The following is a 15,264-nucleotide window of genomic DNA, read 5'->3' as shown; positions in this document are numbered from 1 at the left end:
TTATCGTGTTTGTTTGTTTTCAAGTGAGATGACCTTGTCGAGCCTTCGTTGGAAGCGCTCGCCTGCATCGTATTTTGCATTCAGGAAAGTCTGGATGAGTTCTGAAAGCAAAGCTGCGCCCAAAACCCTTCCGCCAAGGCAAAGCAGGTTCATGTCGTCGTGCTCGACGCCTTGGTGTGCCGAATAATTTTCGGTAATCAGCGCCGCGCGGACGCCTTTGATTTTATTGGCGGCAATCGAGACACCAACGCCGCTTCCGCAAATCGCGATTCCTTTTTCGACTTCTTTTTTGGAAATCGCTTCGGCCAACGGAACGATGATATCGGGATAATCGTCGTTGGCGTCGTAGGAAAAAGCGCCGTAATCCTCAACGTCGAAGCCGGCGTCGCGAAGTTCCCGGAGCACGATCTGCTTTTGTTCGAATCCGGCGTGATCGGCTGCGATTCCTATCTTCATACCTTATTTTGCAAAAAGCGCTTTGGCTTTGTTGTACACATTTTCTACGGTGAATCCGAAGTGTTTCAAAACCTCATCACCGGGACCGGATTCTCCAAAACCGTCAATTCCGATGACGTCGCCTTCGGCCGTGACATATTTGTACCAGGCTTGCGTCACTCCGGCCTCGACGGCCAGGCGCTTGTGGTTCGACGGCAGCAAAACGCTGTCTTTGTATTCTTTGCTTTGTTTTTCGAACAGTTCGAAACTCGGCAAGCTCACCACGCGCGCCGATATTCCTTCGTTTTTCAGTTTTTCTTGTGCCGCGAGAATCAGTTGCACTTCCGAACCCGTTGCGATCAAGATGATCTCAGGTGCTTCTTCGGAATCGCTAAGAATATAGCCACCTTTGGCGACATTTGACGCTGATGCGAATTTCTGTTGGTCGATGATGGGAAGTTTTTGACGCGTCAGGATCAAAGCGACCGGACCTTTCTCGCGTTGGATCGCGATGCGCCAGGCTTCGGCGGTTTCGTTCGCATCGGCAGGTCTGATTACCGTAAGATTCGGAATCGCACGCAAAGCCGTTACATGTTCTACCGGTTGGTGCGTCGGGCCGTCTTCTCCCAAACCGATGCTGTCGTGCGTGAAAATGTACGTAACGGGTGCTTCGGTCATGGCCGCAAGTCGAATCGCGCCTCGCATATAATCTGAAAACGTGAGGAAAGTTCCGCCGTAAGTGCGCGTTCCGCCGTGTGACGCGATTCCGTTAAGGATTCCGCCCATAGCATGTTCGCGAACGCCGAACCAGATGTTGGTTTTGTCATAATTTTGAGGCTGGAAACTGTCCTCGCCTTTTCCGGGCGTGCTGTTCGAACTCGCCAAATCGGCCGAACCGCCAATGATCCAGGGCGCGTTTTTCTTTAGTGCTTCCAACACTTTTCCCGAAGCTTCTCTCGTGGCGATCGGTTCGTCGACTTTGAATGCCGGAAAATCCTTATCCCAGTTTTCGGGAAGTTTTCCGGCAAAGCTCGTTTGGAAATCGGAAGCTTTCTCAGGATTTGAGTTGGAATACGAATCGAACTTGGATTGCCAGTCGGCATAAGATTTTTTGCCGTTTTCGGCTTGGCTGTCAAACAGCGCTTTGGCTTCGGTCGGTACAAAAAAGGTCTCGTCCGGATTCCATCCGAAATGTTCTTTCGTTTTCTTGAGATTTTCTTCGCCAAGCGGATTCCCGTGGACTTTATTCGTGCCTTGTTGCGGGCTTCCGAAACCGATGATCGTCTTGACCGAAATCAACGTCGGTTTGTCGGTTTCCTTTTGCGCAGCAAGTATCGCGGCCTCTATTTCGGCCAGATCGTTCCCGTCTTTGACCGTAATGGTGTGCCATCCGTAAGATTCGAATCGCGCCGGAACATTTTCCGTGAACGCGAGACTTGTCGGTCCGTCGAGCGAGATCAGGTTGTCGTCGTACAGGTAAATCAGCTTGCCCAATTTGAGGTGTCCGGCCAATGACGCCGCTTCTGACGCAATGCCTTCCATTAAATCGCCATCGCTCACGATCGCGTAAGTGTAATGATCGACGATTTCGCTTCCGTATTTATCCGAAAGGAAAGCCTCCGCAATCGCCTCGCCTACCCCATTGGCAAAGCCTTGTCCCAAAGGTCCGGTCGTGACTTCGATTCCCGGAACCAAAGTCGATTCAGGATGTCCGGGCGTTTTGGAACCCAATTGCCTGAATTTTTTGAGTTCGGACATCGGCAAATCGTAACCGTAAACGTGCAGCAAGCTGTAAAGCAATGCCGATCCGTGTCCGGCCGAGAGCACGAACCTGTCGCGATTTGGCCAGAAAGGCGCTTTCGAGTTGAATTTGAGGAAGCGGCTCCAAAGCACGTAGGCCATCGGCGCCGCGCCCAAAGGTAAGCCGGGATGCCCGGAATTTGCTTTCTGGACCATGTCTGTCGATAAGAATCGAAGCGTATTGACGGCCAGTTCGTCTGTTGCGGAAAAGTGTAGTTGTGCCATATTGATTTATCGTACCCAAAGTTAACATTTGCTTCGCGGATAGTGGCAAAGTGGTTTGATAAATTTAACGTTGCAAGTTGGTTTTCCGTGATAAAATATCGGGAAACCGATGGCATTTGGAAGCCGATTTCTCGCCCAAATTAACAGAAATCGATTGCGCTGGCTTTAGAAAAATTGATTTGTCGTCTGGCTGACAAGCCTAAAGCTTCTGAAGTTTGCCACTGGCCAAAAGCTGGAAATCAAGTTTTTCCTTCAACGCCGTTTTTCCGTTCTCGACGCTGTTGGTCACAACCGAAATCTTGTAGTTCTTGTCGATGGAAAACTTGGTAAGTTCCTTGTAGGATTCATCTCCGGGCTCATACCACTCGCCTTCCACATATTGGTTGGCCACAACGTTTTTGTGGACGATCGTCAGCAAGACGTATCTGTATTTGAAATCGCCGCAATCCATAGGAACCAAAACAACGTCTACGTCCTGGAATTTCGGAAGCGCAATGTAGCGTAAACCGCGACTGTTGCACAAAAAATCCTCGACGCCCTGAACTTCGCAAGGCAGGATTTTATACTTGGCTTTCGACGGATCCAGAGTTTGGTCGTAAGGAAGACCGAAATCGCTTTTTTCGAAACAAGCCTCGCCTCCGTTGTCGTTGTCGTTTTCATAAGTGTCGTCGGCGAGAGGCGTTTCAGGATTTACGGCGTCTTGCGTAGGTTTGGATTGCGGGATCGAGTCTTGCGATGTCGCGACGGTTTCGGGATTGGCGGGCGATTCGTTTTTGCAGCCCGACAAAAAAAGTTGCCCGATCAAGAGCGAGACCAATAGGAATTTTGTTGTTGTCATGGTGTGGAATTTAGTCTTTGGTGAACGCGTTTGGGTATTTTGGTCGCGCTTTTCTTTTGTTGTTCGATCAGCGACACATAAGTTGAATATGCCTTTTTCGCGTTTTCGGAGTTTTTGGTTTCCCACAAATAATCGCCCAGATTGAGCCAGGCAACCGCTCTTTCGGGATTTTTGGAAACGACTTTCTCCAGTACATAAATCGCGGTTTCGTACAATTTGAGTTCGCCTAGATAATACGCTTTGTCGTTTACGGCCGTCGTGTTCTGCCATAAATCGGAATTGAAATCGGCATACTCATCGAAGTCTTTTCTGGCTTTTGCGTCCGATGTCAATTTGGAAAGTTCGACAATTTTAGCCGACTCGCAACCAAATTGGTACTGTTGGTTCACGATAAGCAACTTTCCGGGTTCGGTCGTAAAAGTGAAAACGATCGATCCGTTTTGGGTGAAGTCGAAAAAACCCTTCGTGAATTTGTTGGACGATGCACTTCCGACGTAAGTTTTTCCGTTTATGATCGCCTTGATTTTCCTGTCGGATGTGAATTCGACCGAAAAATTGCACAGGCTTTTCACCGAAAAAAATACCGAATCGACAGTGGTTTCGTTTTCCGTCCGATGCCATTTCGATAACGGAAAACTGCGCGCCTTGGCGATTCCAACCGAGGCAATGAGCCAAAATAGCACCAAAAATCGTTTCATCTATTGATTTTTTAAGGCTTCCAAACGCTTTTTGGCCGCATCAAGCACTTTTACGTATTGCTTTCCGGCGTGCGTGTATTTCAGATCGGCGAAAGCGGCAATCGTCTTGATGTTGTACCAATTCGTCTCGGAGAAAGTGTCGGGAACTCTTGCGATAAACCGCTCGTAGCCCGCGATGGCCTTGTCCCTGTCTTTTGTACAGCCGGTTTTGGCCAAGCCTGGATCGTGCCACAATCCCCAAGCGAAAGAACCGCGGTTGTCGTTGTAGGCTTTCGAATCGGCGAACGGGAAATCTGTGGTTTTGCCCGTGTCGTTCTTGCACAGGTTGTAAATCTTCTCGAACGCTTTCTTGATGTGGTCGAGCCTGTCGTCATAGCCGTTGAGTCCGCCGTTGACGATTCTCGTGATGTAGATCAGATCGTTGGCGTCGGCATTCTCGTTGAGGCTTTTGAGTTCGGTCCAATACCAACCCGCAGAGCGCACCGAATAAGGCAATTCCTCGATTTTCTTCTTGTTTTCGAGCGAAGACGTGAAATCCTGGCTTTCGTAAGTTCCGTAGTTCGTGTAATTCGTCTCGCCCGTGATCTGGATGAGGCCGCGGCCTTTAAAACCGCCGTATTCCGTATCGGCTACGCCAGTTTCGGCTGTGTAGACAAACGATGCCGACTCGTGGATCAATTGCGCCAAAAAGTGCGACTTTCGCAAACAGGTCGTGATCGAGTAATCCTTGAAGGTCTTGTTGAGATCTTCGAGATATTTTGTGGCGCGCGCTGCCGAAATCCCCAAATCCTTGAGCACTTGTTCGGTAATGTCGGTGTTGCAGAAACAGCCTGTCTGCAAGGGCGTCTCGGCGGCGGCGTTGTTTCCTTCGCCCTGGCATTGGCACGTTTGAACCAAGTTGTTGCTCACCGCGACCGCTGTCATCGGTTCTCCTTTTACGGCCGCGTCGGTTTTGGCGAAATATTTGTCCTCGAGGTGCGTGGCCTCAAAACTTCTCACGTCATAATGCACCCAAGTGTTCGCGCCTTGGGCCGTGGTTTCGAGACTGAATTTGTTCGCGGCCGGCCACGAGTATTGCGCTCCGAGGTATTTTACGAAAAAGTCGGCACGAATCGCTTCGATATCGGCGACTTCACGCGTTCTGTTGCCATTTTTGTTGAAGTGCAGATCGAGCGCTTTTCCCATGTGGTTGGTGGAACTGCGACCGTTTTTCCGGTTGTCCTCGCGGCATCGGTAACCCGAACTGATCTTGTTCAAGGTATAAGTCCCGCCGTCTTTCTCCATGTAGAACATCAAGGCTTTCAACGCCCAGAACATGCTTCTGTGAATGCCTGGATATTCATATTTGTGGTACATTTCAGTATGCGTCGTTCCCGTGTATTCGCCTTTGTTGCTGCCGTCGCCATATCCCGTACAAACGCCGCAGGTACAAGCCGATTGCGAAAACGTGTAATTGTATTTGGTCCCGAACTCATCTATGGCCTTGAGCGTGTTCCCGCACACTTTTCCCGTAGGCGAGATCTTCATGTAGTCTTTCTGGAAATTTTTGATCGTGGTTTCGGTTCTTGTCGTGAATTCGTCTGTTGGGATATTTCCGCCGAAGCCCGACAAGCGGATGTTGATTTCGCGAACCACCTCGCTTTTATCGCCGACTTTGATACAATACCGCTGACCGCAATTCGTCGTCGGACCGCTTTGGTTCACTGTCGTCGCAGTTTGACCCGTGGCCGGCATTTCGTTGATTCCCAATGCGTTAAATACATTCAATTTGGCCTGTTCCCATAAAGATGACAAGGTTTCGGCGGGCGTCGCAGCCGGAGTTTGTGCCGGATTGCGCGAGGTTTTGCTAAGCACGATCTCGTTTTGCACCGCGAGCGTTTGGGACGAATGTTTCGATTGGGTGTTGTCGGCCTGGACGACCATGTAATATTCGTGTTCTCCGCCTTCGAAGTAACTTTTGTTGGCTTCCGTCATCATCGCCGGCGTGAGCAATATGTTCTTTTTGGCCACGCCGTCGGTTTCGGTCACTTGCACAGTTCCTGACCACAAGCGCACGTTTCCGTTTGGGTCGTGTCCGGTGCTTTTCATCGTGTCGCGTTCCCAGATACTGAGTTTCAAAGTATCGCCAAGCATGTTTTCAGTGACGATTTGCGCCTGGATGCTTTGTCCGTATTTTGGTTTTTGCGCAAGCGGATTGCCGTTTACGTCGCGCATCTTGATTTCCCTGATTTTCTTCGGACCCAAAACCGGACGGATCACGATTCCCGGTGGCGACTTTTTTTCGGGATTGGACAAAAAAGCTTCAATCAGCAATTGTTGTCCGTACCATTTCTGCGGAAAACTGAACGAAACGCGTTTTCCGGTCTTGAGCGTGCCTTTGAGTTCGACCCAACTTCCGTTGGCCTGTCTGAAAACCTTCCATTTCACCTGACCGTAATCGCTTATGACCGTTCCCGGATAAAGGCTGCTCACTTCATAAAAAGCGTCTTGCCCAACCAAAGGCGATTTGTTTCCTGTTATGCCTGCAATACCTCTCATATCTCAATAATAGTCGGGTGTGTTGTCTTCTGTAAGTGCTTCTTTGCCAACCAACGGATTCAGTGCCGTCATAGTTTCTGGTTTGGCGTTGTCGACATTGGCGTTGCTCACTTGGGCGACCTGTCCGTGGAAAACGATCGAAATGCAACCCGGAGCGCCGATCGGGCAAGTCGCCGTCGAATCTTCGAGCAAAGGTTTTCCGCCGTTGTTCAGCGTCGTCTTTTCGTAAAAGCCTTTCCATTCGGTGACGATCACCTGGCAAGGTGCGTTGTTTAATTTCGCGCAGGTTCCGAACGTGTTTTTCTCGAAAGTCTTGGCGATATCCTTGTCTGTTGCGATGCGTTTCTGTGCGCCTTTCGAATCGTTTATGTATTCCTTTTGGTGCGTGTTTACCGAGAGTTTGTCGGGCAACGTACCAAAATTGCACTTGCATAAAGCGCCGTGGCAAACTAAGTGTTTCTCTGACATACCATTTGATTTTCGTTACGCTGCGCTGTTGTCCTGATTGATGTTGAAACTGAATTTGCGGCCGTGATTGGCAAATTTCCCGCGGATGCTTTTGATGGCCGAATTCGCGTCGAGTTCGTATTCCGAATTGTAACTTTCTATTGGCATCTCTCGTAAATTCGGGCTTTTAGCGTCCAACGTCTTGAGGATCTTGAGGTTTTCGTGCTGTTTTTCATCGGACAACAAAAAAACCACATCGACCGTATAGTCCAGATTCAGGACTTTGAGATTTTCGGTCGCGCTGAAAGCGAAATTGCTGAAAGCCGAGTCGTAAACCGGACTGAAATACTGCGTCAGAAAGACGTCTTTCTTCAATTTTTCGAGCAAAACCTGCTTGTTTCTTATCACTTGATCCTGAGCCGAAACGTATCGGTCAAAAATGTCACCCGAATATTCCTGCTCAACCCTTTTCTTGGTCTTTTGCCAGCTTTCGAGGATAAGATCGTGGTTTTCAAGACCGATTATCTGCCATTTGCGGTTCACCAGAAACTCGAGATTCTCTATCGGACGACGGCATTTTTGCGCCAATTGTTCCAAGATCAGATCTGGCTCTCGGTCGTTTATCAAAAAATTCCAAAGCACGACCGATACCAGATAAGCGTCGTTCCTGACTTCTAGCACCTTCACGAAAGCCTTGTGCGAAATCCTCGTCTTGGAATTCTCGTTCTCTTCTATGAACATCTCGACGGCATACGTCCTCTCGAAAGCCGATCCGTTGAAACGGATGCAGTTGTCGCGGTCGAGAAAGTCATATTTGCTGTCGGTGTAAAGCATTTTTTGTCTGATGCAAATTAGTACACGATTCGTTTACGGTCGCTGTTCGGATCCATTCCGATGCCTTCGCGCCTGGCCGACCAATGCAAGAACTTGTTCCGGAGCTTGCGCAAATCCTGCTGTTCGGCATTTGGTGGCATGACATGGCTCGGGATAAAACTGTAAGCCGGCCCGCCGTCGAAAACGTAAGCCCGCAGTTTCGCCTTGACGCGTTTGAGCAAATCGGCCATTTCCTGCGTGTAACCTTCCTCAAGTTTTTCAATGGAATATTTTTCTTTCTCGAGCGTGTCGGTATCGAAAGGCACCAATTTCGTCTTACCTATCTCGGCCATGAAATGCAACGGTATAAAACTGTAAGTGTTCCGCAATTCGCGCGTTCCCTGAAGCGCAAAATAAAAATTCCCGCCCGTGATTTCCAATTGATCCGGATTGTACCAACCGTCGGCGACAAGCTTTTCCTTCAACGGATTCAGCCTGTTGCGGTTTGTCCAGGTCGTTTCGATTTCCTCTACAACTTCAGTTCCGTTCTTGTAACTTCCGCCAATGTCAGAATGCACGCCGGGAAAGCTTTTCTCCATCCCGACGGGCGAATGCGTGAGCGAAAAATTGGTGCGGTGTTCGTTTTCGGCCGTAAAATGCACGACGTTCATCGAATGTCCGATGTGGTTCAGATGCAGCTCATCGACGTCATTCCTGAAATTCGGACGAAGTGAAAGCGTCGGATGATAAGAAGAAACCGTATCGAAAATGCCCAGATAGCGCACGATTATCTTGTCGACTTTGTGGTTGGCGGCTTTCAGTTTCACGCCCAGTTGTCCGTATTCCGGAACGGTTTCCAGAGATGTCGGATTGCCGTCGTCGTCCTGGCGTTGCATCACGATCGTTTCCCCGACAGAAACGGGCATCATTCTCGATTTGTGTTCTTTTCTTCCGACCTCGTGCACGAAATTCCTTGCGGCGGCCGATCCGCGGCTGAATCCGAAAACATCGAGAATAAGCAGCGAAACCTTGTCGTAACCCTGGATCTTGACGCCGACTTTCTCGACGACCTGATCGCATCCGATGGAAACTTTCCCGATTACGCCCGTATCACCTGATCCGAAAGCAAAGCCCATCGTGCTGTCTTTCTTGCCTTTTTCCGTCCCGATTCCGTCTATGTAGATTTTGGTGTCCTGACGCGAAACTTCCCAAAGCCGCGCCACATTTGACTTGTCGTTGTAATAACTCGAGTCTTTTTTCTTCTTGTTTCCGCCGCTCTTCTGGAACTCGGGCGAATTGTTGTCGAAGTGCTCGGAGTTGTACATGTTGTTGAGCGTTCCGTCGAAATACACGTCTATGTGCACGCGAACCGCAGTGATATCCTCGAATTCAGATGCCTCGTATGTGCCGAATGTTACGTTTTCTGCCATGACCGATCGTTATTGCGATTTGACTTTCGATTTTTTGAGCGCGATTTCCTTCGAATCGGTTTTGAGTGAAATGTCGACCTTGTTGCCCGAGGCGACCTTAAAAACAAGCCTCCCCGAGGTTTCGCCAACTGCGTGAAAAGCTTCGTAGATCTCGTTCTCGTCAAAGCTTACGACTTTTACCGCGTGTTTCTCGCCTTTGTCGGTTTTCCAGTAGAAAAAGCATTCCTTCGGAACGGCTCTCGACTTGGCTTCACTTTTGGTCAGGCTTTCGCCGAAGAGTTTGTCCATTTCGCCGTTGAAAGTAGTGAAACCGAAGTTTTCTGCGCTTCCGTTTTCGTACAACTCGAAAGACGGTTTCCAGCTGAATTTCTCGTTGTAATGCTTTTCGTATTTCGAAGGATCAGGGTTTCCCGACACCGCGATTTTCTGTTTGACCTCATCGGTCATGATCATGTCGTTCTGGAGCGTTCTTTCAATATAGCCTTCGCGGAACATATAAGTATCGTGAGACTCGACCGACTTGGGATCTATCGTAGTTTCCCTTGCGTGGAATTGTGCGACCAAAACGCGTTTCCCTGCGCCCATGACCCAAATCGAGGCCAGTCCTTTTGGGGCAAAACCGATCACGATGTTCGTGTAGGCTTGCTGTTTGTCGTTTTCGTCCTTGAATCCTTGCTGGAGAAGCGAAGCGATCTTGTCTTTCGGAAGCTCGAAATTGCCCGAGAAAAATTTCTTTTCGGCAAAAGACAGCCAAGTCACCTTGAGATTGTCGGGCGCGGCTTTTTGGGTCGGTCCGCTTACGACCGTTCCGAACATATTGCCCCAACCGGGATTGATTATTCCCCAATCCTTGAAGTTCTGGTCGTAATCGGCGCTGGACAATTCTCCTTTGTAGATTTCTATCGGATATTCGGCCGGAGCCGACAAAGTGGCCGTCCATGCAAATTTTTCTTCCATCTTGTTCTGACCTTGGCTTTGGCAGGAACCACCCAAAATGCTTATGGACGTCAAAACGCTGAAAAGCAGTATTCTAGGCGATAACTTGTTCATGAAATTGGTTGGTGTTGGTTATTTCTTGTCGCCGTTCGCGCAGATTTTCTTGAGGCAATTCAGCGCCAGGTTGTTTTTTGTCGCGTCGACTTTCATGCTTTCGGCGGTTTTTTTCAAGGTCGCTGTCGTCGCGATGTATCGGTTGTTGACCGTGATCTTGATGTTGTCTGCCATTTTTACGATTGCCATTTTCTCCGATATTAAAAAATGTTGGACTTTTCGCCGCTGTTGAAAGCCACCGTTTTGGCGCTTTGCATCAGGATGTTCTCTTTGGTGCTGTTGAGCGTCACTTCCTCGGCCATTTCGAGAGACGTGGCCGACGTTCTCGTGTAGTCTTTCTCGGCGATCTCGGTTCGGCTTTCGGAAACTTCGTTGATGTCGCCCGAAGCCGATAGCACGATGTCTTTGGCCGCACTCGAGGAAATGTTCTTGCCGGCCGTGGACGAAATGCTTTCCTGGGCGTTCATCACGATGTTTTTCGCATTGATCGTAACGGTTTCCGGTGCCGTGATGTTGATATTTTTTCCCGTCGTATCGAGCACGATCTGGTTGCCGCTTTTGTCGGTGATCAGGATACTTTCGTCTTCGGTGAACTTGATGATGTGGCCGCTTCTGGTGTGGATCGCCTTTACCGTGTTTTCCTGCTCGGCATATCCGCTTGACGCCGATCCATTGTACATCGAGCCAAGCACGAACGGTTTTTCGGCATTTCCGCCTTCGAACGCAACCAGAACTTCCTCGCCTTTTTCAGGGATGAAATAGAAGCCTTTTCCGCCGCCCGAATGTGGATTTAGCATGCGAATCCAAGGTGTGTTCCCGCCTCCTTCCTTTTGCCAGGCGAACGCCACCTGAACGCGTCCCAAACCAGCCGGATCGTTGTTGTCGATCACCGTTGCGGGCTGCGATTCGGCAACCGGAATACTGTGGACATTTGAGTAAGGCGGAGCTGTCGCGGAATCTGGGACGGCTTTGAACGTATTGTGGTAATTGCCCGATTCGTCGCAAGTGTGTACGATCTCGGTCAGGATATAACTTCCGAAGTTTTGCTCCTGCAAGCGCTCGGCCACATTTCCGGTGAGCGAGAACGCAGGTTCTTTTATGGAGACGATATCGCCAAGTCGCAAACCGGTTTCGTCAGAATTGCCCGAAGCCACGACAAGATCTGCCGTGCGGGCTTCCATTTGCGTGGTGACGCGGTCTACGAGATGCGTTCTGGAATTTCCTTCGTCGAGCGAATGCGAATAAAGCATCGTCGAGGCTTTCGGATACATTTTCCTCGAAGCGTCGAACAATGTTTTGGAATAGCCTTTTGCCTGATGGTCGACCTCGAGCGAACTCGCCTTTTGCGTGTCCCCGTTCGACGGATCGTATCCGAGATAGTCGAAAGCAAGCGATTTGGCATGCATTTCTATGTTGAACGAATGCAGGATGCGTCCGTATTCGAGCGTGAAATTTTTTGGTTTTGGTTTCCCGAAGATCATTTCGGATCCGTTGTAATAAAGCCACTGCCCTTTTTTCTCGGCGATTCTGGCCAAAAACGAGAAATCGCTTTCGCCGTATTGCACCGTGTAAGGCAAAGTGCTGTCTTTTTGAACGTTTACGGATGGTTTCAGTTCTTGGGAAGAGTAGTCTTTTAGGACTTCATTTACGATATCCGAAAGCGTTTTGGCGCTGTAAGATCGCGTGTGCGGCGCGCCTTCGAGCAAGATTGTCGGGCTGTAACCGTTTATGAGAATTCCGCCGGATGCGCCTGCGGTTCGTATCAGACGCGCTTCGGTTATGATGCCGTTGAAGACCAGATTCGAAGTCGTGACCGTGCTGTTGGCATCGATGTCGATCTTTATCGACTGCCCGACGTATTTCTGGGCTTTGTCGATCGCTTGCTCGACGAATTCCTTCGGCAGCGGCTGTAAAAGCGAAAACCGGTGGTGCGTTTGGATTTTTTGGTCGATCACGAGCTTGGAAAAACGCGTGAGTGTCTCTCCGGCTATGGTAATTTTTATTTGGGTACTTATTGGCATAGCGCTTTGTATTTGGCTATTATGTGCAATTGTGCGGTATCGGTATTCCTGCGAAAAATCCGGATGCGATAACTTCTATCGTCTTGACGATAAGCTAACGGAATAAATGCTGCCTGAGATCAGAAAAGATTTATCGCTTTTCCCAAAACATCCTTCGAAACCGAAACTTCACCGTAATTGAGGTAAGCCGATTTTTGTGACGAAAAAAGGAAATCGCGACTTTCCGGATTCGAAAAAACCTGGGACTTTGGAAATTCGTCCGATTGATTCGGTGGCTGCTTTTCATCGGAAGCTTCAAATTGCGGAAAATCGCGCTTTTGGGAAAACGTGAAATAGTCCGGAGAATTTCCGCAGATGTGATTCTTGCCCGGATTGGCGAACTTGCCGAATGAATCCGATGGAAGCCCGACGTCGATTTGCGCATCCGACCTGAAATCGGAATGCTCAAAATATCGGTTTTCACCTGACGCAAATTGGTTTTCGCGACTTTCAAAATCGTCTCTGATCGATTGATATCGGTTGAAATAATTGCTTCGCATGTGTAACCTAAAGTTTAAGAGGCCAGTTTCTCGCGAATCGCGATCCGTTCATATCGATTTCCTTGGCCGAAACCACGATCTCGATCTTCATCGACATGGAATTGTAAGCCACAAACATCTCGTCATAATGCACGCAATAAGCATCCTTGAACTGAAGATCGCGCATTTTCGAAATCGCATCCCTTCTGTAAAAGGTAAGTTTACCGTTTTTTGTTTGTGTGTTGCTCACCATCCAATCGAACAGCATGGTACTTTTTGTAGATTCTACTACAACCCTGATTTTTCCTCCGACGGGATCTGCCGAAGGTTTTCCGCTCTTGTCGGTGTCCTGGTTAATCGTGCACTGGAATTCCAATACGTTCATGACCTCACCGTCAATCTCCAGTTTGGCTAAAAATGACATATCGAAAAGGTTCGTTAGTTAACAATCATCTGAAAAATGAAAGAATAAAGGGAATGCAGGAAGCGCAAACCCTTTACTGTTTCTTCAATGTGTTGTTAAGAAAATCAAACCCATTCGTTGACATGCGCACCTCCGCCCATAGAAAGTTCTTTTGCGGAAATAGTGAAAGTTTCCACCAGCGGATTGCCGTCTTTGGCATCAAAAGTTTCGTTGTACTTGACCAGGTAGCCTTCTTTGAAGTTCAGTTCTTTTAGTTTTGCGTCGGTGTCGCGTTTGACATACTGGACACTTCCGTCTTTTCGCTCGAAATTGTTGGTCATCCATTCGAAAAAGAAGGAATCTCCGGTAGATTCGATTGCAAGATTGATCGTACCACCGCGGGTAACGGACGATGGGCGACCAGTGGCGTCGATTTCCTGGTGCAGATCGTAAGAAACACTTAGAACATTCAGCTCTTTTCCGCCAACTTTGAGTTTAGATTTAAATGACATAGTAATATAGTTTAAGGTTTATTTCTAGACGTGGGTTCAGTTAAATTGAGGGAGGCAAAAGGCGTGAGTGATTGCCTTTTTTAAGTAGTATGAATGTACGAAAAATATGATTTTGTTGGTTTAACTAATTCTTAAAAAATTCTAAATAAATCAATTTTAACATATTAGGATTCAGCGTATTCGGTATCCCAATCGTTTCCATCGTCTCCTTTTTGACCATCCATTTTTATAAGGAAATTTTTGGCCGGAAAATAAGGCTTGAGGCGGATGTCAAGGAAAATCCTGTCCTTTTGCTGCTCGTCCTGTTCGAAGCGTTTGATCTCGAAATCCTCGATGAGTTTGTCAGGACCGGAAACGTTGTCGAGAAATTTCACGATCTGGTTCAGGATTTCTTTTCGCGTCTTGGCGTTGAAGTTCTCGAAAGCGCGTCTGTTGAGGAAATCCATCAACACTTTTGTCACATAATCGAAAACCCGGACAACCGAATAAGTCTGCAATCCTAAGTTGTCGCCGTTGAATAAAGTCTTGCCCGAAAAGGCCATGACTTTTCCGTACTCGTTCACCATCGGGATCAAGCCCATATTTTCAAGATTGGCGATCTCGCTTTTCTTGAGGTCGAATTTTACGCCGTCGACTTCGTTTATGCCGCCGAATTTCTTACCGGCGGTAACTTGCGACATCAAAGTATTGTACACTTTCCCTGCAAGTGCGGCCGATGGCGCGATGTAAAGGTTGTCTTCTTCCTCAATTTCGTCGTGCTTTCCGCGACCGACAAGCCAGTTACACGTCATCATCACGTTCGATCTGTAAGTGTCGCCACCTGTAAGATTTGCCGATTCGAACATTTCCATAACATCATCCGGTTCGTCCAGATGCTGGAAATCGGTGATTAGCATAACTTTGTTTTCATAGGCCATTTTCGCCCATTTCTCTATGACTTTGTTCGATCCCAAATAACCCGGAATCACCAAAAGCGAATAGTTTTGACGCAAATCGAGCCTGTCGAAACCATTCACGAGTTCTTCGTTTATATGGTCCACGAAACGCGAATTGTCAAGATCCTTGAGTTGGTCGAGTTCGGCGTTGAGAATGGCGATGTTCTTGACTTTGCTTTCTTCGGTGTTCTTGAAAAACAATTGGAGCGTTCTGTAACTTTCTTCCAATTCCTTGGATTCGTTAACGGCCGTGGTCAGATTCTTTTTCAAGGTTTGTTCGGCTTCCTGCGATTTTTGTTCGCATTCCGATACAAGGTCGACGAGGTTGTCAGACTTCAACAGCGATTCCTTCCAGAGTTTCAAAACCGTCTTGAGTTCTTTTCGCTCCTGCTTTTTGGCGTTCTCGGTCAGAAAGATGTTTTTTCTGGCTTTCCTTTCCGGATTCAGGTTCTGTACGCCGTCGATGGCGCCTTCCAAAAGGTCGAAACCTCCGAATTGCAAAAACGAATCGAGGTTTTGCTCGAGCGACTTGGCGCCCGCAACTTTTTCCTGGCTGTTGTTTAAAGTAGCTTTGTTATTTTCAGAGTTTGTCATGGGGCGG

The 15,264-nt window shown here is 48.4% G+C and carries 15 protein-coding genes; all 15 read right to left on the bottom strand.

Going from position 1 to position 15,264, the window contains the following annotated elements:
• The 15 genes from EOO49_RS12840 to EOO49_RS12770 all read right to left on the bottom strand — a co-directional run bounded on the left by EOO49_RS12840 (position 1) and on the right by EOO49_RS12770 (position 15,257).
• Entirely contained in the window at positions 1 to 456 is a 456-nt protein-coding gene (locus EOO49_RS12840; RefSeq protein WP_290846298.1) for an RpiB/LacA/LacB family sugar-phosphate isomerase, read from the bottom strand.
• Between the two features lie 3 nt (positions 457 to 459).
• Positions 460 to 2,460, bottom strand: coding sequence for a transketolase (gene tkt, locus EOO49_RS12835; protein ID WP_290846296.1), 2,001 nt, complete (start codon positions 2,458 to 2,460; stop codon positions 460 to 462).
• 199 nt (positions 2,461 to 2,659) lie between these two features.
• Positions 2,660 to 3,298, bottom strand: coding sequence for a hypothetical protein (locus EOO49_RS12830; protein ID WP_290846295.1), 639 nt, complete (start codon positions 3,296 to 3,298; stop codon positions 2,660 to 2,662).
• On the bottom strand, positions 3,295 to 3,996 hold the full coding sequence (locus EOO49_RS12825; protein ID WP_290846292.1) for a hypothetical protein: 702 nt from the start codon (positions 3,994 to 3,996) through the stop codon (positions 3,295 to 3,297). The genes EOO49_RS12830 and EOO49_RS12825 overlap by 4 nt, the downstream gene beginning before the upstream one ends.
• Positions 3,997 to 6,534, bottom strand: coding sequence for a hypothetical protein (locus EOO49_RS12820; protein WP_290846290.1), 2,538 nt, complete (start codon positions 6,532 to 6,534; stop codon positions 3,997 to 3,999).
• Positions 6,535 to 6,537: 3 nt separating this feature from the next.
• The gene (locus tag EOO49_RS12815; protein WP_290846288.1) at positions 6,538 to 7,002 is read right to left on the bottom strand and encodes a DUF4280 domain-containing protein; all 465 of its coding nucleotides are present in this window, start codon (positions 7,000 to 7,002) and stop codon (positions 6,538 to 6,540) included.
• Between the two features lie 15 nt (positions 7,003 to 7,017).
• On the bottom strand, positions 7,018 to 7,815 hold the full coding sequence (locus tag EOO49_RS12810) for a hypothetical protein (RefSeq protein ID WP_290846286.1): 798 nt from the start codon (positions 7,813 to 7,815) through the stop codon (positions 7,018 to 7,020).
• Positions 7,816 to 7,832: 17 nt separating this feature from the next.
• Positions 7,833 to 9,224: a DUF2235 domain-containing protein gene (locus EOO49_RS12805; RefSeq protein ID WP_290846285.1), complete on the bottom strand. Its 1,392-nt coding sequence runs from the start codon at positions 9,222 to 9,224 to the stop codon at positions 7,833 to 7,835.
• A 9-nt stretch (positions 9,225 to 9,233) separates the two neighbouring features.
• Positions 9,234 to 10,274 (bottom strand): DUF2931 family protein, encoded by a 1,041-nt coding sequence (locus tag EOO49_RS12800; RefSeq protein ID WP_290846283.1) that lies wholly within the window; start codon positions 10,272 to 10,274, stop codon positions 9,234 to 9,236.
• A gap of 18 nt (positions 10,275 to 10,292) precedes the next feature.
• The gene (locus tag EOO49_RS12795; protein WP_290846281.1) at positions 10,293 to 10,463 is read right to left on the bottom strand and encodes a hypothetical protein; all 171 of its coding nucleotides are present in this window, start codon (positions 10,461 to 10,463) and stop codon (positions 10,293 to 10,295) included.
• 11 nt (positions 10,464 to 10,474) lie between these two features.
• The gene (locus tag EOO49_RS12790; protein WP_290846279.1) at positions 10,475 to 12,295 is read right to left on the bottom strand and encodes a phage baseplate assembly protein V; all 1,821 of its coding nucleotides are present in this window, start codon (positions 12,293 to 12,295) and stop codon (positions 10,475 to 10,477) included.
• 119 nt (positions 12,296 to 12,414) lie between these two features.
• A complete protein-coding gene (locus EOO49_RS12785; protein ID WP_290846277.1) occupies positions 12,415 to 12,834 on the bottom strand; it encodes a hypothetical protein in 420 nt (139 codons plus the stop codon).
• Positions 12,835 to 12,841: 7 nt separating this feature from the next.
• Positions 12,842 to 13,237 (bottom strand): type VI secretion system tube protein TssD, encoded by a 396-nt coding sequence (gene tssD / locus EOO49_RS12780; protein WP_290846275.1) that lies wholly within the window; start codon positions 13,235 to 13,237, stop codon positions 12,842 to 12,844.
• A gap of 104 nt (positions 13,238 to 13,341) precedes the next feature.
• Positions 13,342 to 13,728 carry a type VI secretion system tube protein TssD gene (gene tssD / locus EOO49_RS12775; protein WP_290846273.1) on the bottom strand — a complete coding sequence of 129 codons (387 nt, stop codon included), beginning with the start codon at positions 13,726 to 13,728 and terminating at the stop codon, positions 13,342 to 13,344.
• Between the two features lie 164 nt (positions 13,729 to 13,892).
• A complete protein-coding gene (locus EOO49_RS12770) occupies positions 13,893 to 15,257 on the bottom strand; it encodes a DUF5458 family protein (RefSeq protein ID WP_290846272.1) in 1,365 nt (454 codons plus the stop codon).
• Positions 15,258 to 15,264 lie beyond the last annotated feature (7 nt).

Source organism: Flavobacterium sp. (assembly GCF_004295795.1).
Classification (GTDB): Bacteria; Bacteroidota; Bacteroidia; order Flavobacteriales; family Flavobacteriaceae; genus Flavobacterium.
The sequence above is the reverse complement of the archived record's forward strand: the minus strand, read 5'-3'. Positions and strand labels throughout refer to the sequence as shown.